This window comes from Streptomyces sp. NPDC056479 (assembly GCF_042795335.1).
GTDB lineage: Bacteria > Actinomycetota > Actinomycetes > Streptomycetales > Streptomycetaceae > Streptomyces.
Window position 1 is genome coordinate 620,966 of the sequence record NZ_JBHTRZ010000001.1, and the last position, 16,586, is coordinate 637,551.

16 protein-coding genes are annotated in these 16,586 nt (G+C 71.5%); 7 read left to right on the plus strand and 9 right to left on the minus strand.

Annotation, left to right across the window (positions count from 1 at the left end; genetic code table 11):
• Together ACFQ6S_RS02755 and ACFQ6S_RS02760 are read right to left on the minus strand one after the other, a co-directional pair.
• Positions 1 to 1,119 (minus strand): CapA family protein, encoded by a 1,119-nt coding sequence (locus ACFQ6S_RS02755; RefSeq protein WP_383402419.1) that lies wholly within the window; start codon positions 1,117 to 1,119, stop codon positions 1 to 3.
• A 64-nt stretch (positions 1,120 to 1,183) separates the two neighbouring features.
• The gene (locus ACFQ6S_RS02760) at positions 1,184 to 1,639 is read right to left on the minus strand and encodes an archease (protein WP_383402422.1); all 456 of its coding nucleotides are present in this window, start codon (positions 1,637 to 1,639) and stop codon (positions 1,184 to 1,186) included.
• Between the two features lie 98 nt (positions 1,640 to 1,737).
• Between ACFQ6S_RS02760 and ACFQ6S_RS02765 the strand changes: the two genes are divergently transcribed.
• The 3 genes from ACFQ6S_RS02765 to ACFQ6S_RS02775 all read left to right on the plus strand — a co-directional run bounded on the left by ACFQ6S_RS02765 (position 1,738) and on the right by ACFQ6S_RS02775 (position 5,047).
• Complete coding sequence (locus ACFQ6S_RS02765; RefSeq protein ID WP_383402424.1) at positions 1,738 to 2,190, plus strand: TIGR03668 family PPOX class F420-dependent oxidoreductase; 453 nt, start codon at positions 1,738 to 1,740, stop codon at positions 2,188 to 2,190.
• 153 nt (positions 2,191 to 2,343) lie between these two features.
• Positions 2,344 to 3,681: a gluconate:H+ symporter gene (locus tag ACFQ6S_RS02770; RefSeq protein ID WP_383402426.1), complete on the plus strand. Its 1,338-nt coding sequence runs from the start codon at positions 2,344 to 2,346 to the stop codon at positions 3,679 to 3,681.
• A gap of 37 nt (positions 3,682 to 3,718) precedes the next feature.
• Positions 3,719 to 5,047: an enolase C-terminal domain-like protein gene (locus ACFQ6S_RS02775; RefSeq protein ID WP_383402429.1), complete on the plus strand. Its 1,329-nt coding sequence runs from the start codon at positions 3,719 to 3,721 to the stop codon at positions 5,045 to 5,047.
• Between the two features lie 15 nt (positions 5,048 to 5,062).
• Here the strand turns inward: ACFQ6S_RS02775 and ACFQ6S_RS02780 are convergent, their stop codons facing one another.
• Positions 5,063 to 5,875: an amidohydrolase family protein gene (locus ACFQ6S_RS02780; RefSeq protein ID WP_383402432.1), complete on the minus strand. Its 813-nt coding sequence runs from the start codon at positions 5,873 to 5,875 to the stop codon at positions 5,063 to 5,065.
• Between the two features lie 197 nt (positions 5,876 to 6,072).
• Here ACFQ6S_RS02780 and ACFQ6S_RS02785 point away from each other — a divergent pair, with 197 nt between their 5' ends.
• Positions 6,073 to 6,534 carry an SRPBCC domain-containing protein gene (locus ACFQ6S_RS02785; RefSeq protein WP_383402434.1) on the plus strand — a complete coding sequence of 154 codons (462 nt, stop codon included), beginning with the start codon at positions 6,073 to 6,075 and terminating at the stop codon, positions 6,532 to 6,534.
• Between the two features lie 110 nt (positions 6,535 to 6,644).
• Positions 6,645 to 7,538, plus strand: coding sequence for a polyphosphate kinase 2 (gene ppk2 / locus ACFQ6S_RS02790; protein WP_383402437.1), 894 nt, complete (start codon positions 6,645 to 6,647; stop codon positions 7,536 to 7,538).
• 18 nt (positions 7,539 to 7,556) lie between these two features.
• Here the strand turns inward: ppk2 and ACFQ6S_RS02795 are convergent, their stop codons facing one another.
• The 5 genes from ACFQ6S_RS02795 to ACFQ6S_RS02815 form a co-directional block, all read right to left on the minus strand.
• On the minus strand, positions 7,557 to 7,940 hold the full coding sequence (locus ACFQ6S_RS02795) for a luciferase family protein (RefSeq protein ID WP_383402439.1): 384 nt from the start codon (positions 7,938 to 7,940) through the stop codon (positions 7,557 to 7,559).
• An 87-nt stretch (positions 7,941 to 8,027) separates the two neighbouring features.
• On the minus strand, positions 8,028 to 8,930 hold the full coding sequence (locus tag ACFQ6S_RS02800; RefSeq protein ID WP_383402442.1) for a YceI family protein: 903 nt from the start codon (positions 8,928 to 8,930) through the stop codon (positions 8,028 to 8,030).
• A gap of 50 nt (positions 8,931 to 8,980) precedes the next feature.
• The gene (locus tag ACFQ6S_RS02805) at positions 8,981 to 10,063 is read right to left on the minus strand and encodes a maleylacetate reductase (protein ID WP_383402445.1); all 1,083 of its coding nucleotides are present in this window, start codon (positions 10,061 to 10,063) and stop codon (positions 8,981 to 8,983) included.
• Positions 10,060 to 10,917 carry an intradiol ring-cleavage dioxygenase gene (locus ACFQ6S_RS02810; RefSeq protein ID WP_383402448.1) on the minus strand — a complete coding sequence of 286 codons (858 nt, stop codon included), beginning with the start codon at positions 10,915 to 10,917 and terminating at the stop codon, positions 10,060 to 10,062. Before ACFQ6S_RS02810 ends, ACFQ6S_RS02805 begins: the two co-directional genes overlap by 4 nt.
• Before the next feature lie 25 nt (positions 10,918 to 10,942).
• Entirely contained in the window at positions 10,943 to 12,685 is a 1,743-nt protein-coding gene (locus ACFQ6S_RS02815) for an FAD-dependent oxidoreductase (RefSeq protein ID WP_383402450.1), read from the minus strand.
• 136 nt (positions 12,686 to 12,821) lie between these two features.
• Here ACFQ6S_RS02815 and ACFQ6S_RS02820 point away from each other — a divergent pair, with 136 nt between their 5' ends.
• Complete coding sequence (locus tag ACFQ6S_RS02820; protein ID WP_383402452.1) at positions 12,822 to 14,558, plus strand: helix-turn-helix domain-containing protein; 1,737 nt, start codon at positions 12,822 to 12,824, stop codon at positions 14,556 to 14,558.
• A gap of 51 nt (positions 14,559 to 14,609) precedes the next feature.
• On the opposite strand, the gene ACFQ6S_RS02825 is transcribed toward ACFQ6S_RS02820, so the two are convergent.
• Entirely contained in the window at positions 14,610 to 15,194 is a 585-nt protein-coding gene (locus ACFQ6S_RS02825; RefSeq protein WP_383402455.1) for a hypothetical protein, read from the minus strand.
• 196 nt (positions 15,195 to 15,390) lie between these two features.
• Here ACFQ6S_RS02825 and ACFQ6S_RS02830 point away from each other — a divergent pair, with 196 nt between their 5' ends.
• Entirely contained in the window at positions 15,391 to 16,554 is a 1,164-nt protein-coding gene (locus ACFQ6S_RS02830; protein ID WP_383402457.1) for an FAD-dependent oxidoreductase, read from the plus strand.
• Positions 16,555 to 16,586: the final 32 nt, after the last annotated feature.

Here is a 16,586-nt window from a genome sequence, read left to right on the forward strand (position 1 = left end):
TCACCCCGGGGCGGCGGACCTGTCGAGGGTGAGCGCGCCGTCCGGACCCAGGGTGACGTGGACGCCGTGACCGATCCGGTCGAGGGTCGTGTGCAGCCAGCCGCGGTCCTTCTCCGGCGCCGGTTCCAGGCGCATCCGGCGGGCCAGCAGGGGCTCCATGCGCAGGTCGGTGAGCGCGCCCGTGTCCGCCGCCAGCGTGATGAAGTACGCGATGCGGAGGTCGTCGCGGTACCGCTCGTAGCCGGGGATGCCCTCGTAGTCGTCGATGAAGTCGCCGCAGCCGTGCAGGATCAGCCGGTCCCGGTAGACCTCGATGGCGCGCGGGTGGTGCGAGGAGTGGCCGTGCACGAGGTCGGCCCCGCCGTCCACCAGGGCGTGCGCGAAGTGGCACTGATCTCGCGGGACGGGGTAGCCCCAGTTGGAGCCCCAGTGCACGGACACGACCACGAGGTCGCCGGCCCGCTTCACCTTCCGTACCCGGCGCACCGCGGCGGCGGCCGTGGCCGGTGACAGATCGGGCAGATGGGCGACACCGGACAGCTCCGCAGTCGCCGCCCAGCTCGCCGGGATGCCGCTGTCGCCCGCGCCGAGGGCGAAGACCAGCAGCCGGCCGCCGTGGGGGAGCGGCAGCGCCACGGGTGCGTACGCCTCCTCGGCGCTGCGCCCGGCGCCCGCCGTCCGCAGTCCCGCCCCGTGCAGCACGTCGAGGGTCTCCCTGAGCCCTGCGCGACCGAAGTCCTGCACATGGTTGTTGGCCAGCACACAGACATCGGGCCGGGCCACGGTGAGGGCGGGCAGGTTGGCCGGATGCATGCGGTAGTGGACCGCCTTGCCGGGCTCGAACGCGTCGCTGCGCGTGACGGACGTCTCCAGATTGACGATCCGGGCGTCCGGGTGACTCGCCTCAAGCAGCCGCAGCGCCTCGCCCCACGGCCAGGACGGATCGACCGGCGCCGGGATCGGTCCGTTCACCGACTCCGCCATGCTCACGTAGGAGCGGGCGTCCGTGACGTACCCCTCCCGCAGCACCGGATCGCCGGGCCGGGCCAGGATCTGGTCGACGCCGCGTCCGAGCATCACGTCGCCGCAGACGAACAGCGTCACCGTGCCGCCGCTCATGTCTCCACGGTACGAGCACGTGCAGACCGCGGGGAACGCCCGCCCCGGCGCCGCACCCAGCCCCTCACACGTCCACGGTCACCGCACAGGACCACCCGTAGGGACCCGGTCCGATGCTCAAGCCGTGCCAGGTGATGTCCTTCGGAATGGCGTCGGTGACCTGCACGTCCGCCAGTTCGGCGAGGGCGAGCCGCACATCCAGATCGCCCTCCGTGACGTCCGCCTCCAGGTCGACCGGCACCCGGCCGTCCTCGTCGATACGTACGACGACCTCGTCGAGGAGCGCGGTCAGCAGCCCCTCGTCGCTGTCCTGGGCCAGCCGTATCCGCTCCACCGAGGTCGGCCGAACCGCCGTGACGTCGGCGAAGCACTCCGCCATCGCCAGCGCGGCCTCCACCAGACAGCGCTCCCGGCTCACGCCCCAGGCCTCGATCCGCACGTCGGCCGTGTGCGGCACCGCCCGATGGCCGCTGTCGCCGCGCCGCCGCGCCTGGATGTCGTCGTCCGTGTCACCGACCATCGGCACCACCTGATCCGCCGAGCCGTCCCGAGGAGTGCTACACGAATAGGGGTACCCGAGACAAGGCACCGTGTACCGCCGGGACCGAAGGAGCCGACATGCCGGACATGGAGCTGGACGAGGCACGGGAGCGGTTCGCCACGGCGTCCGTCGCACGGCTGGCGACGGTCGACCCCGAAGGCCGTCCGCATCTGGTGCCGGTCGTGTTCGCGGCGAGCGGCGACGAGATCGTCACCGCCGTGGACGGCAAGCCGAAGCGATCGCGGGGGCTGAAGCGGCTGCACAACATCGCCGTCCGTCCGGCCGTCTGTCTGCTGGCGGACGAGTACGACGGCGACTGGGACCGGCTGTGGTGGGTCAGGGCGGACGGCGGCGCACGGATCCTGCCGCCCGACGCGCCCGAGGAGGCGGCCCGCGGCGAGTACGCCGAGGCCATCGAACTGCTGCGGGGGAAGTACCCCCAGTACCGGCAGGAGCCTCCGACAGGGCCGGTGATCGTGATCACCGTCCTGCACTGGAGCGGCTGGCGGGCCGCGCCGGGCGTCGGCTGAACCTGCGGCCGCGGTAATCCACAGGCGCAGACCCATTGACCTTGACCATCCACGAACATAATCTCCGTCCTCATATGTAGACGACGTCTTCATGTGAGGACCCCATTCAGTGGGTTGAACGTAAGCGGCCGGCGTTCAAAGGAGAACTGACATATGCCGCTCGTGGTGGTCGGGATCAGCGTGCTGGTCCTGCTCGTCCTGATGACCAGGCTCAAACTGAACGGCTTCGCCGCCCTGCTCCTGGTGGCCGTGGGCGTCGGTCTGGTGCAGGGAATCGGGCTGGAGAAGATCCCGGACGTGCTCGCCGAGGGCATCGGCGACCAGATAGGCGACACGATGCTCACCATCGGCCTCGGGGCCATGGTCGGCCGGGTGATGGGAGATTCCGGCGCCGCCCAGCGCATAGCCGGCAAGCTCCTGGAGGTGTGCGGGCCCCGCTGGGTCCAGGTCGCCATGGTGCTGACGGCCATGCTCATCGGCGTGACGATGTTCTACGAGGTGGCCTTCGTCATCATCGTGCCGATCGCCTTCACCCTCGTCCGGGTCACCCGGGCGAACCTGCTGTGGGTGGGGCTGCCCATGTCGATCGCCCTGTCCACCATGCACAGCTTCCTGCCGCCCCACCCCGGCCCCACCGCGGTGGCCGCCACCTTCCACGCGTCCGTCGGACTCACCCTGTTCTACGGCCTGTTCATCGCCGTCCCGGTCGGCGCGTTCATCGCCCTGCTGTGGCCGCGCCTGCCCTTCGTGCGGGCCATGAACCCCTCCATCCCCAAGGGTCTGGTGAGCGAGCGGGTCTTCGAGGACGACGAGATGCCCGGCGTGGGCTGGTCGCTGTCCGTCGCCCTGCTGCCCGTGGTGCTGATCGCCGGTGCCGCGGTGACCGATCTGGCGGCCTCCGGCGACAGCGGCCTGCTGCACTTCGTCGCCTTCATCGGCTCCGCGCCGATCGCCCTGCTGCTCACCCTGCTCGTGGCCATCTGGGCCTTCGGCCCGCGCGTCGGCCGCAGCCTGGCCGAGGTCAGTGCCTCCTGCAAGGAGGCCGCCCAGGCCATGGCGATGATCCTGCTGGTCATCGGCGCGGGCGGCGCCTTCAAGAACGTCCTCGTCGAGGGCGGGATATCCGACTACATCAAGGACGCCACCGACGGCTGGTCCATCTCCCCGATCATCCTGGCCTGGCTGATCGCGGCCATCCTCCGCGTGGCCCTCGGCTCCGCGACCGTCGCCGTCGTCACCGCCTCCGGTGTGGCGCTGCCGCTGCTCGCGGGCAGCGGCGTCCACCCCGAGGTGATGGTGCTCGCCGTCTCCTGCGGCTCGATCGCCTTCTCCCACGTCAACGACCCGGGCTTCTGGATGTTCAAGGAGTACTTCAACCTGTCCGTCCTCGACGCCATCAAGGCGCGCACCACCTACACGACGGTGCTCGCGATCCTCGGCCTCGGTGGCGTACTGGTCCTGGAACAGATACTCGACGCCCTCGGCGTCTGACCCCCTGCCCGCCCTCACGAGAACGGCACCTCCCGTCATGAGCCAGCCTGTCGTCACCCGCTTCTCCGTGTATCCGGTCGCCGGCCGGGACTCGATGCTCCTCAACCTCTCCGGCGCCCACGCCCCGTACTTCACCCGCAACGTCGTGGTCCTGGAGGACTCCGAGGGCCGTACGGGTCTCGGCGAGGTGCCCGGCGGAGAGAAGATCACACGGACCCTGCGGGACGCCGAACCCCTGGTCGTCGGCGCCCGAGTGGGCGACTACAAGAACGTCCTGGCCACGATCGGAGCGACGTTCGCCGACCGTGACTCCGGCGGTCGCGGCGCGCAGACCTTCGACCTGCGGACCACGGTCCACGCCGTCACCGCCGTCGAGTCCGCCCTCCTCGACCTGCTCGGGCAGCACCTGGAAGTGCCGGTCGCCGCCCTGCTCGGTGACGGCAGGCAGCGCGACGCCGTACGCGTCCTCGGCTACCTCTTCTACGTCGGCGATCCGGACCGCACCGACCTGGACTACGTCCGCGAGAAGGACTCGGCCGTCGAGTGGTACCGCGTCCGGCACGAGGAGGCGCTGACCCCCGAGGCGATCGTCCGGCAGGCCGAGGTCGCCTACGACCACTACGGCTTCCGCGACTTCAAGCTCAAGGGCGGTGTCCTGGCCGGCGCGGAGGAGGTGAAGGCCGTGACCGCGCTCAAGGAACGCTTCCCCGACGCGCGGATCACCCTCGACCCCAACGGCGCCTGGTCCCTGCGTGAGGCCGTCGAACTGTGCCGCCCCCTGGTCGGCACCCTCGCCTACGCCGAGGACCCCTGCGGCGCCGAGGGCGGCTACTCGGGCCGGGAGATCCTCGCGGAGTTCCGCCGGGCCACCGGCCTGCCCACGGCGACCAACATGATCGCCACGGACTGGCGCCAGCTCACCCACGCACTGGCCCTGCAGTCGGTGTCCATCCCGCTGGCCGACCCGCACTTCTGGACCATGCAGGGCTCGGTGCGCGTCGCCCAGCTGTGCAACGCGATGGGGCTGACCTGGGGCTGCCACTCCAACAACCACTTCGACATCTCGCTGGCGATGATGGCCCACTGTGGAGCCGCCGCCCCCGGTGACTACAACGCCCTGGACACGCACTGGATCTGGCAGGAGGGGCTGGAACGGCTCACCGTGGAGCCGCCCAGGATCACCGGCGGCGAGGTCGCCGTGCCGGACACGCCCGGACTCGGCGTCGAACTGGACATGGACCGGCTCCTCGCGGCGCATGAGCGGTACCAGGAGAACGCCCTGTCGGGCCGGGACGATGCCGTCGGCATGCGGTACCTGATCGAGGGCTGGACCTTCGACGCCAAGCGGCCCTGTCTCGTGCGCTGAGTGCCGCGAGCGGGATCAGAGGGCGAAGACGCGGCGGGCGTTGCCGTGCAGGAACAGCTCCCGCGTCTCCTCGTCCAGGTCCAGGGTGTCCAGCTGCTCCAGCGCCCGACTCGGTGTGATCATGGGGTAGTTGGAGCCGAAGAGGACTTTGCGGCGGCCCCGCCCGCGCAGATACTGCACCAGTTCCGGCGGATAGCGGCGGACGGTGTAGGCGCTGGTGTCGATGTACACGTTGGCGTGCTTGTCGGCGACCGCGATCATCTCCGTGGTCCATGGGTAGCCGATGTGTCCGCACACGATCGTGAGCTCCGGGAAGTCCAGTGCGACCTGGTCGATGTACGGGATGGGCCGCCCCGTCTCCGACGGCCGCAGCGGGCCCGTGTGCCCGACCTGGGTGCAGAACGGCACACCGAGGTCCACGCAGGCCGCGTACAGCGGGTAGTACAGCCGGTCCGTGGGCGGCAGCTCCCACAGCCAGGGGATGACGCGCAGCGCCACGAACCCCAACTCCTCCACCGCGCGGCGCAGTTCCCGCACCGCCTCCATGGGCCGGGCGAGATCGGCGCCCGCCACTCCGCGCAGCCGCCCGCCGGACTCCTCGGCGAACGCGGCCACCTCGTCGTTGTCGATCAGCGCACCCCGCGGTCCGTACCAGGCGGCCGCGAGGCCCACCTCCACGTCCGCGGCCTCGAGCGCGGCCACCGTGACCTCGACGGGCAGCGGCTTGTCGAGCCGCTCCATGCCGGTCCACCGGCGCAGCGACTCGAACATCTCGTGATTGGCGTGACGCGGCGTCGGGTGCTGCATCCAGGCGTCGATGACGGGCATGGCCTCGGCCTCTCCGGTGGCGGTCAGGGTGCCTCGTGCTCCGCACGCAGCATCTCGCCCCCTTGCGGGCGAGGTCCAATTCGAGGGACTCGCGCACGTCGGCCGCGCATCGCCTCGACCGGTTACCGCGGCGACGATGCGCGCCCTGGCGCGCTCGCCCGGCTGCCGTCCCCTGCCGCCGCCACTATCGTGAGGTCATGTACACGACGCGGGTCTCCCGGCAGGTGAACGCCACGCGTGCGGCCGTCTACCGCGCTCTGCTGGATGCGGACGCCGTCGCGAAGTGGCGGGTGCCGGACGGCATGACCGCGCGGGTGCACGCCTTCGACGGCACCCAGGGCGGGGCGTTCCGGATCTCGCTCACCTATGACCTGCCGACCGGCACCGGCAAGTCGGACGCGCGGACCGACACCTACCACGGCCGCTTCGTGCGACTCGTGCCCGAGGAGCAGGTCGTCGAGGAGGTCGAGTTCGAGACCGACGACCCCGCGCTGCGCGGCACGATGACGATGACCACCACGCTCACCGACGCCGCGGACGGCGGCACGGACATCCTGATCGTGCACGAGGGGATCCCCGACGTCGTGCCCGCCGAGGACAACGAGACGGGCACCCGCATGGCCCTGGACAAGCTCGCCCGGCTCGTCGAGTCCGCGTGACGGTGATCCCGCCGCAAAGACCGGACGACCACGACAACTGCCCCGGCGCTTACCTGATCTTTGCCTGGAGTTCGCCGCGCGTATGAAAGCGCTCGCTTCCATGCGGAAGTATGGACACCGAACTGCTGGCAGGGCTACGCGTCGACTACACCGACCAGGACGACCCCGTGCTGATCCGGCCGGACGGCAGCCCGGTGGACACCTGGCGCGAGAACTACCCGTACGAGCAGCGCATGGAGCGTCCGGAGTACGAGTGGCACAAGCGGCTCCAGCAGATCGAGCTGCTGAAGCTGCAGAGCTGGGTCAAGGAGACCGGCCGCCGGCTCGTCGTCGTCTTCGAGGGACGGGACGCGGCCGGCAAGGGCGGCACGATCAAGCGGTTCACCGAGCATCTCAACCCGCGCGGCGCCCGGGTGGTGGCGCTGGAGAAGCCGACCGAGCGTGAGCGCGGGCAGTGGTACTTCCAGCGGTACGTCGAACATCTTCCGACCGCCGGCGAGATCGTGATGTTCGACCGGTCCTGGTACAACCGGGCCGGCGTGGAGCGCGTGATGGGTTTCTGCGGCGACGACGAGTACCGGCGCTTCATGCGACAGGCCCCCGCCTTCGAGCGGATGCTGGTCGACGACGGGGTGGACCTGATCAAGTTCTGGTTCTCGGTGTCCCAGGGCGAGCAGCGCACCCGCTTCACCATCCGCCAGGTCGACCCCGTACGGCAGTGGAAGCTCAGCCCCATGGATCTGGCCTCGCTGGACCGCTGGGAGGACTACACCGCCGCCAAGGTCGCGATGTTCCGGGAGACCGACACCGAGCACGCGCCCTGGACGGTGGTGAAGAGCAACGACAAGAAGCGGGCCCGCGTCGAGGCCATGCGCAGCGTGCTCGCCCGCTTCGACTACGACGACAAGGACGACGAGGTCGTCGGTACGGCCGACCCCCGCATCGTCGGTGCGGCCGCGGGCCTGCTGGAGGCGGGCGAGGACGACTCCGAGCAGCAGAGCTGACCGTCGTCCGTCCGCGGCCTAGCCGCGGGGCAGCACCGTGACCCGACGGAAGTTGCACTCGTCCCCTGCCGGGTCACCGGCAGGGGAGCGGAGGTTCTGATGGGCCTTGAGCGCGGCGCTGACCAGGCTCATCAGCAGATCGACGTCCGTGTCGCAGTCGAGATGGACGGTCACCCAGCCCGAGCCGGGGACCAGCCGGATCGCGGTCGACTCCTGGAGATCGTCATGGAACCGTCCGATGGCCGACACCGTCAGGTGCAGGTCCACATCCCGGGCGGAGTGGAAGTGCACGATCTCGCTCTGGACGGAGCGCAGGGCCCGCCCTGCGCCACAACTGGCCCGGCCCGAGCTGAGATCGGGCCAGGCTTCCAGCTGTTCCATGGCGCGTTGGGCCAGTGTCATGCCTCCATAGTCGCTCGATCACCGCGTCGCAACCAGAGGTTGAGCGATTCGTAACCGTGGCGTGAGGAACCTCTCAGCCACTTCGGGTTAGTCGGGAGGCGTCGGGGTGTCGTGCGTGCGGTACATCGCCTGTACGTCCAGCTCCAGCTGGACCGTGGGGCCCACCACCGCGATGCCGCGAGCCAGCATGCTGCGCCAGTTCAGGGTGAAGTCCTCCCGGTGCAGCTCGGCCTTGGCCAGCGCCGCGCACCGCAGCTCCTCGCCGTAGCCGCCGTTGACCGACCCCAGGTAGGTGGTGTCCAGGTCCACCGAGCGGCTGACGCCGTGCATGGTCAGTGAGCCGTGCAGCGTCCACTTGGCGCCGCCCCGGTAGGCGAAACGCGTGCTGGCGAAGTCGATGTACGGATAGCGCCCGACGTCCAGGAAATCGGCCGAACGCAGATGGTTGTCCCGGGTGGTGTTGCCCGTCGTGATGCTGGCCGCGTCGATGCGCACGGACACCTGGGACGCGGCCATGTCGGGCGCGACCCGGATGCCGCCCGTGAACCGCTCGAAGCGGCCGTGGACATGGGCCATGCCGACGTGCTTGGCGATGAACCGGATCGCCGTGTGCGGCGGGTCGAACAGCCAGGTGCCGGGCGTCGGCAGTTCCAGCTGCCGGGCCGACGTCAGCTGGATCCGGACGGCGGGCTGCGCGGGGCCGGCGACGACGTCCAGGGTCTCGCGGTGCGGTGTCAGACCCTCGGCCGTGATCATGAGGCTGTAGCGCCCCGGGGGCAGCGCGGCGAAGAAGAGGCCGTACGGGTCCGTCGTACCGGACGCCACGACCTCGTGCGACTCCAGCGCGGTCACGGTCACGTCGGCGCCGCGCATCGGCAGCGCCATCGGGTCGACGACCTCGCGGCCCAGGAAGCCCGCTCCGGGCGGCACGGGCAACGGGACACCCGGAGCTCCTCGGGAGCGTCGACTCCTGAGCAGACCGAGGGGCATGCTGATCACCTTTTCTTCCGGCGTGGGGGGGGGTGTGGGGGGAGGGGATTTCAGTGGGCGGCCGTCGTGGGCGGTACGCCCTCGTACGCGGCCCGCAGCAGGACCAGCACGTCCTCGGCCGTGACCGGACGCGGGTTGGCGTACGACTGGCCCGCGATCTGCGCGGCGGCAGGCGCCAAGTCGGCCTCGGTGAGGCCCAGTTCGGCGAGCGAGCGGGGTGCGCCGAGGCGTCCGGAAAGTTCCCACAGGGCCGTCGCCGCGTCGGCCGCGTCCAGGGCGCGGGCCACGGCGGCGGCCGCGTCCGGGGCGGCGGGCGCGTTGTGGGCCAGGACGTACGGCAGCACCACCGTGTGCGTCTCGGCGTGCGGCAGCGAGAAGGTGCCGCCCAGGACATGGCACACCTTGTGGTGCAGTCCCATGGTGGTGGCGCCCAGACAGGACCCGCACAGCCAGGCCCCGTACAGGGCCCGCCCCCGGGCGTCCGGCGACGTCGGCTCCTCGGCCACCGCGGGCAGCGCCCGCGCCATCGCCCGTACGCCCTCCTCCGCCATCAGCGCGACCAGCGGCGAGGTGTCGGGGGCGTACAGGGCCTCCACGGCGTGCGCGACGGCGTTGACGCCGCTGGTCACCGAGAGCGGGACCGGCAGCGAGAGGGTGAGTTCGGGGTCGTAGACCACGCTGCGGGGCAGCACCTTCGCATCACGCCCGGTGCGCTTGACGCCGTGCTCGGTCAGACCCCACACCGGGGTCATCTCCGAGCCGGAGTACGTGGAGGGCACCGCGATCAGCGGCAGACCGGTGCGCAGGGCGATCGCCTTGCCCAGCCCGATCGACGAGCCGCCGCCCACGGCCACGCACCCGTCGGCGCCCGCCGCGCGAGCCGCCTCGACGGCCGCGTCGGCGACCTCCGTGGGCACATGCATCCGGGCCCGGTCGTGCACGCCGACGCACGCCGGGCCGAGCGCGTCCGCGACCGCCCGCGCGGTCTCGGCACCCCGCGACCCGCACACCACGAGCACCCGCCGCAGCCCGAGCCGCTCCACCTCGCCCGGCGTCGCGGACACCGCCGCGCCGGGCCGGAAGACGACCCGCACGGGCCGGCTCTCGTAGGAGAAGTCGAGGGGGTCCGTCACGACCGCTCCAGTACGAGGTCGAAGCGGGCGTACCGGAAGGGATTGCCGACACCGAACTCCCCGGCCAGCGACGGGTCGTCGGTGGACGCGAAGTCCTCGACCAGGCTCGGTCTTACCGCGAACACCGCGTCGGAGTCCAGGTAGTCGCTGCCCGCCACGAAGATGTGCGTGGTCACCGGCGTGTGGTCGTCGGCGGAGGCGATGAAGTGGATGTGGGCCGGACGGTAGGGATGCCGGCCGGTGGCGCGCAGCAGCTCACCGACCGGCCCGTCCGTCGGGATCGGGTACGGGCTCGGCACACAGGTACGGAACCAGAAACGGCCCTCGGCGTCGGCCGTGAACAGGCCCCGGCCGTTGCCCCGCGGCTGCACGTCCGGGCGCTGCACGTCGTAGAAGCCGTGCCCGTCGGCCTGCCACACGTCGATCACCGCGCCCGGCAGCGGGCTGCCGTCACGGGACAGCACGCGGCCGCCGACCACGCACGGCTCACCGTCGCCGACGAGGTCGATGTCCGCGCCGAGCTCGCGCACCGGCGACTCGGTCATGTGGAACGGACCCAGCACCGTCGACTCGGTGGCGCCCGGCCCCTGTCGCTCGTTGACGGTCTCGACGAGCATCGACAGGCCGAGCACGTCCGACAGCAGGATGAACTCCTGCCGGGTGTCCGTGCACATCTGCCCGGTCGCGGTCAGGAACCCGATCGCGCGCTCCCACTCCTCCTGTGTCAGCCGCGTCTCCCGGGCGAAGGCGTGCAGATGCCGGATCAGACCGGTCAACAGCTCCCGCAGACGCGGATCGGCCGTCCCGTGGAGACCGGCGACGGCCTCGTCCGTGACCGTCGTGTCGCCGCTCATGTCGGCTCCCTTCTCGGCGCTCATCTCAACCGTGCCCGAGAACCCGCCGCAGCGCGTCCGTGAGCAGTGTTCCGGCATCCTGGCCCGAGGCGGCTCCGGCGTGCCGGAAGGCCACGTACCCGTCGGGGCGTACGAGGAGGACGCCGGCGTCGGAGATCTCGCTCAGACCGGCCCAGTCGCCGTACGGATCCTCGTACTCCTGGCCGGGTCCGACGACGACGGTGGCGATGTCGAGGGGCTGGACCTCGGCCGCCCTCAGCCATGCCTCGCCGCCGATGCCGGTGAGCACTGTGAAGCGGCCCCTGCCGACGGTGTCGAGGGTGGACAGGGTCCGGGTGCCCGAGGTGAGCCAGGCGTGCGGGAGCTTGGCGCCGGGGCGGGAGCTGGGCCGGTGGTGCAGTTCGGGGTCGCGGGTGAAGCCGGGGTCGGGTGTGCCGTCGGGGACGACCGCCTCGGAGGCGTAGCGCTGGTTGAGGTCGACGCCGTGCGCGTTGAACTCGTACACCTTGAAGGCGATGGCCTCGCGCAGCGCCGTCCGCTGCTTGGCGGCGGCCTCGGTGGCGTCCTTGCGGGCGGCGATGTTGGCCCACAGCTGCTCGGGGGTCTGCGGCGAGAGCCCGTCGAGCGCCTCGAAGATCGGCGCGGTCTCGGCGATGGACTTGTTGGCGCGGGTCACGATCTGCCTGCCGACCGGCGCGCGTTCCACGGTGTAGGTGTCGAGCAGCGCCGGCGAGGCGACGCCGTCGAGGACCAGCTTCAGCTTCCAGGCCAGGTTGTAGGAGTCCTGGATGGAGGTGTTGGATCCGAGCCCGTTGGACGGCGGGTGACGGTGCACGGCGTCACCGGCGCAGAAGACCCGGCCGTTCGCATAGGTCTCGGCGTACATCTCGTTGACCGTCCACGCCGACGACGACTTGATGGTCACCGGTATGTCGTCGTCGCCCACGAGCTGGCGTACGACGGACAGGGCGTACTCCTCGGTCAGGTCGGGGGCGCCCGCCGTCACGTCGTAGCCCCACACGATCAGCCACTCGTCCCAGGGCCGCACGCAGCGCACCAGGCCCGCGCCGATGCCGCCGACGGTCGCACCGGGCGCGAGCACCCAGTAGAGGGTGGAGGGGCGGTGCGCGGTGTATTTGCTCAGGTCCGCGTCGAAGACGATGTTGATGCTGCCCGCGACACCCATCTGACCGCCCATCGGCAGCCCCGCGTCCTCGGCCACCTGGGAACGGCCGCCGTCGGCGCCGATCAGGTATTTGGCGCGGATCGCGTACTCGTCGCCGCGCAGCCGGTCCTCGACGGTGACCGTGATGCCGTCGTCGTCCTGCTCGAGGGACTTGTAGACCGTGCTGAAGCGGATGTCGGTGCCGCGTGCCATGGCCGCGTTCACCAGCACCGGCTCCATCAGGTGCTGCGGCATGTCGCACATCCGGGTCGGGCTGGCCAGCTCGTGCGCGGCCTGCACGAGCGGGTCGTTGCCCCAGGAGCGGACCCGGCCGAGCTCCTCGCCGGCGAGGCTGGTGCAGAACGTCGTGTTGCCCATCAGGTGCTGGGGCGTCGCCCGGTCGAGGACGTCCTGCTCGACGCCCAGATCGCGCAGTACCTCCATGGTGCGCTGGTTGGTGATGTGCGCGCGGGGCGTGTCGGCGAGGCTCGCGTACCGGGTGACGACCATGTTGCGCACCCCGTAGGTGCTCAGGGCGAGCGCGGCCGACGCGCCCGCCGGGCCACTGCCCACGATCAGTACATCGGTCTCGACGGTGTGCACGACAGATCGCTCCAGGGGATGAGAACGGACCCCGACTTTCAAGATCATGGAGCGGTTCGGCAGATCGTGGGTGTCTCATTACGAGACATCCCGCCGTCGCCACGTGGGTGACGCCCCCGATACGGTGAGGGACGCCATGACCACCGCGGAACAATCCCCTGCGCTCGCCCCGCTGCGCCACGCCCGCCAACGGTTCCTGACGGGGCATCCCGTTCCGGACGGCGTACCGGACGATGTGGTCGACGCCTGGCGACGCGCCCGCTTCTTCGGCGTACGGCCCGATCTCGACGGCCCGGTACGGGAGTCGACCCGGCCGGTGAACTCACCCCTGTTGGAGGCGGCCCGTCCGGTGCTCACCCGCATCGCGCCGGCCCTCGACGCCGGACGCTCGGCGCTCGTGCTCACCGACGAGCGGCTGAGGGTGCTGTGGTCGACCGGCAGCGCGCCCGGCGACGACACCTGCGCCGACCTGTCCGAGCGGGAGGTCGGCCACAACAGTGCCGCGCTCGCCCTGCGCACCCTGCGCCGCGCCGAGGTGCACGGTCCCGAGCACTTCCTCGACGTGTGGCAGGACGTCTCGGCGGTCAGCGTGCCGCTGCTCTCCCCGGAGACGGGGCAGGCCCTGGGCACGGTGACGGTGGCCACCGGCCTGTGCGCGGGCTGTCGGCCGCATCCCGGCGCCGCCCTCGCGGAAGTGGCCGCCGCGGCGGTCGAGGCGGAACTGCGGGCACGCGCGCGTAGTCGGGAACGGCTGCTGCTCGACGCCTACGAGCGTGCCGCGCGGGGACGCGAGCGGGCGGTCGTGGCGCTGGACGGCCGTACCCGTCTGGTCAGCGAGGCGGCGGCCCGTCTCGCCTCGCCGCAGGTGCTGGAGGCACTGGAGCGCGGGGCGCGGGCCTGGGGGAGGGGGACCGGCGAGTCGTACGACATCCCGCTTCCCGAGGACGCCGGATGCACCGTCGAGATCACTCCGGTACGGCATGACGGCCGCGTTCTCGGCCTGGTCGCCGTGCTCGAAGCCCGCCCCGTGGAGCCGGTGCCGTCGGCGCCGGATCCGGCGAGCACGCTGGTGGGAGGCTCGGTGCCCTGGCGGCACTCGGTCGCGCGGGCGACGGCGCTGTTCCGTACGGCGGGTCCCGTGCTGGTGGTCGGTGAGCCGGGCACCGGCAAGACCACCCTCGCCCTCGAACTGCTCGACGGCACGGCCCCGTTGGTCGTGGACGCAGCCGAGTCACCGGAACTCGGCCTCACGCACGAGGAGTGGCCCCGCGACCACCTCCCCCTGCTGCTGCGCCACGCCGAACGTCTGGCCCAGCCGGACGTCGCGGCCCTCAACTCCCTCCTGGACGAGCGCCCGGACGCTTCCCTCGTCATCACCTACACGCCCGGAACCGCACCTGGTCCCTGCCTCCAGCGCCTCCTCGACACCCTGGCGGCCCGCTCGGTGACCCTGCCCGCGCTGCGGGAACGACCCGAGGACATCAGGGAGTTGCTCCCGGCGCTGGCGCCCGTGCCCGCCCCCGGCAGCCCGCCGCTGACCTGGACGCTGGACGCGCTACGGGCCCTGGAGCGGCATCCCTGGCCCGGCAACGTGACGGAACTCGCCCATCTCGTACGGGCGTTGGCGAGTCAGCGCCGGATCTGCGGACCGGTGCGTCGCGGCGAACTGCCCGACCCCGTCCGAGAAGGCCCCGCGGGCCGGACCCTCAGCCCCATGGAACTGGCCGAACGGGCCGCGATCCTTCAGGCGCTGCGCCGCCACGGCGGCAACAAGGCGCGCGCCGCGGCGGCGTTGGGGATCGCCCGCGCCACCCTCTACCGGAAGCTGCGGGAGTATCAGGGCCGCGACGCCCTGATCGGGCCGACCCCCTGATCGCTCCGGACCCGCTCGCCCGGCCCGACTCACCGCGGCCCTTGGGGATGCTCAGCGCGCCCCGGTCCAGTTGTGCGCGACGTCGACGACGATGCGATCGTCCGCCACCCACACCCGGAACGGCAGCCGCGCCCGGACCCCGAGCCCGATCTGCGTGTCCCCTTCGAAGCTGCCGACGAACCGTGCGTCCCGGAACGTGCGGTACCCCGTGAGATCGACGCCCTTCAGACGCTGACCGGCCTTCACGGGATACGTGGGCTTTCCGGTGGCGGGGTCGTACGCGGGCGCCGCGACGCGGACCTCGATGACGGCTCCGCCGCCGACGGCGATCTGCCGGCCCGAGCCGTCCTGGTAGAGGCGGCTGACGTACCGGACGGAATAGCCGAGTTCACGGGTGCCCGCGCCGGGGACGTCGACGACCATGCGGTCGAAGCAGGCGTGCCGGCCGGTCCTGATGTTCGTCACCGACTCCGTCGTTGCGGCGGAGCGGGTCTTGGTCTGGCTGCCCCAGCCGGTGGGGCAGGCCGTGGCCTGGGTGGTGGTGGTCGTGGTGGCGTCGGCCGGGACCGCCGCCACACCCAAGGTGGCGACCATGAGCGCGGTGGTGGCCGCCCAAGCGGTTCTGTTTCGTCCCATTGTGTCCCCCGAGAGGTGATGTGCCTGATATTAGGAGAGACAACCGTCTTGGTGGAATGGTTGCACTGTTGCGGAGTACGGCGGTCCGGACCTCGCGGCGATCGGCGGCCCACTCGGGGAACCCGGGCCGGACCTGGGACGTTCCACGAAGGACGGCCGCGATGGGCGGGGGTCGAAGACGTACCGAGGGGACGATGTGACGCGGTTACTGGTCGTAGGGGGCGGAATCGCCGGTACGGGCGCGGCCCTGGCCCTGCACAAGGCAGGACTGGATGTCGCCGTGTACGAGGCGCATCCCGGCTCCGCCGAGGACATCGGCGCCTTCCTCACGCTGGCGAGCAATGGCATGCGCGCCCTGGCGGAGGTGGACGCCTCGGCGGCGGTCACCTCGATCGGCTTCCCGCTGACCTCGATGCGGGTCCTGGACGACACGGGCGCCGAGGCGGCCCGGATGCCGCTCGGCGAGGCCGGTACGGCGCACCTGCGGTACCGATGCGTGCGGCGCGGCGACCTCAACTCCGCCTTGCAGGCCGAGGTCACACGCCGGGGCATCGGGATCCGGCACGGCACGCGTCTCGTGTCCGTCGATGAGGGACCCGACGGCGTCACCGCCCATTTCGCCGACGGCACCACGGCGACCGGCGACCTGCTCATCGGGGCCGACGGTCTGAACTCCACCGTCCGCCGGCTCGTCACCCCCGACGCCCGCCCGGACCACGCGGGCCAGCAGGTCTTCTACGGCTACACCCGCGAAGCTCCCGCGGCGGGCGAGCCCGAGACCATCACCATGGTGCGCGGCAGCTCCGTCGCCTTCGGGTACGCGGTGTCGCCCGAGGGGGAGACCTACTGGTTCGCGCGCGTCGCCGCCGAGCCCCTGGCCGCCGACGAGATCGAGCACGGCACCCCGGCCCACTGGCGCGACCTGCTCCTGCCGCTGCTCCGCAAGGACACCACCCCGGCCGCGGACCTCGTCGAGGCCACCGCCGACGACCTCATGGTCACCAACGCCAGCGAACTCCCCACCACGACCTGGCGCTCCGGCCGGACCCTGCTCATCGGCGACGCGGCGCACGCGGCGTCCCCCGCCACCGGGCAGGGCGCGTCGATGGCGCTGGAGGACGCGGTCGTCCTCGCCAAGTCCCTGCGGGACGCACCGGACACCGACGCCGCGCTCGCCCGCTACGAGACACTCCGCCGCCCCCGCGTGGAGCACAACATCACCGTCAGCGGCAACATCTCCCGCGGCACCCACGCCCCGTCGGGCCCCGGCCCCCGAGGCGCGAGTGCGAACCGGCCGGGCGACGAGGAGCTCCTACGGCAGCTGGACTGGGACACCGACCTCTGGCGGCCCGCGTCGTAGACCGATGCCGTCGATCGGCGCCGTGAATCGAT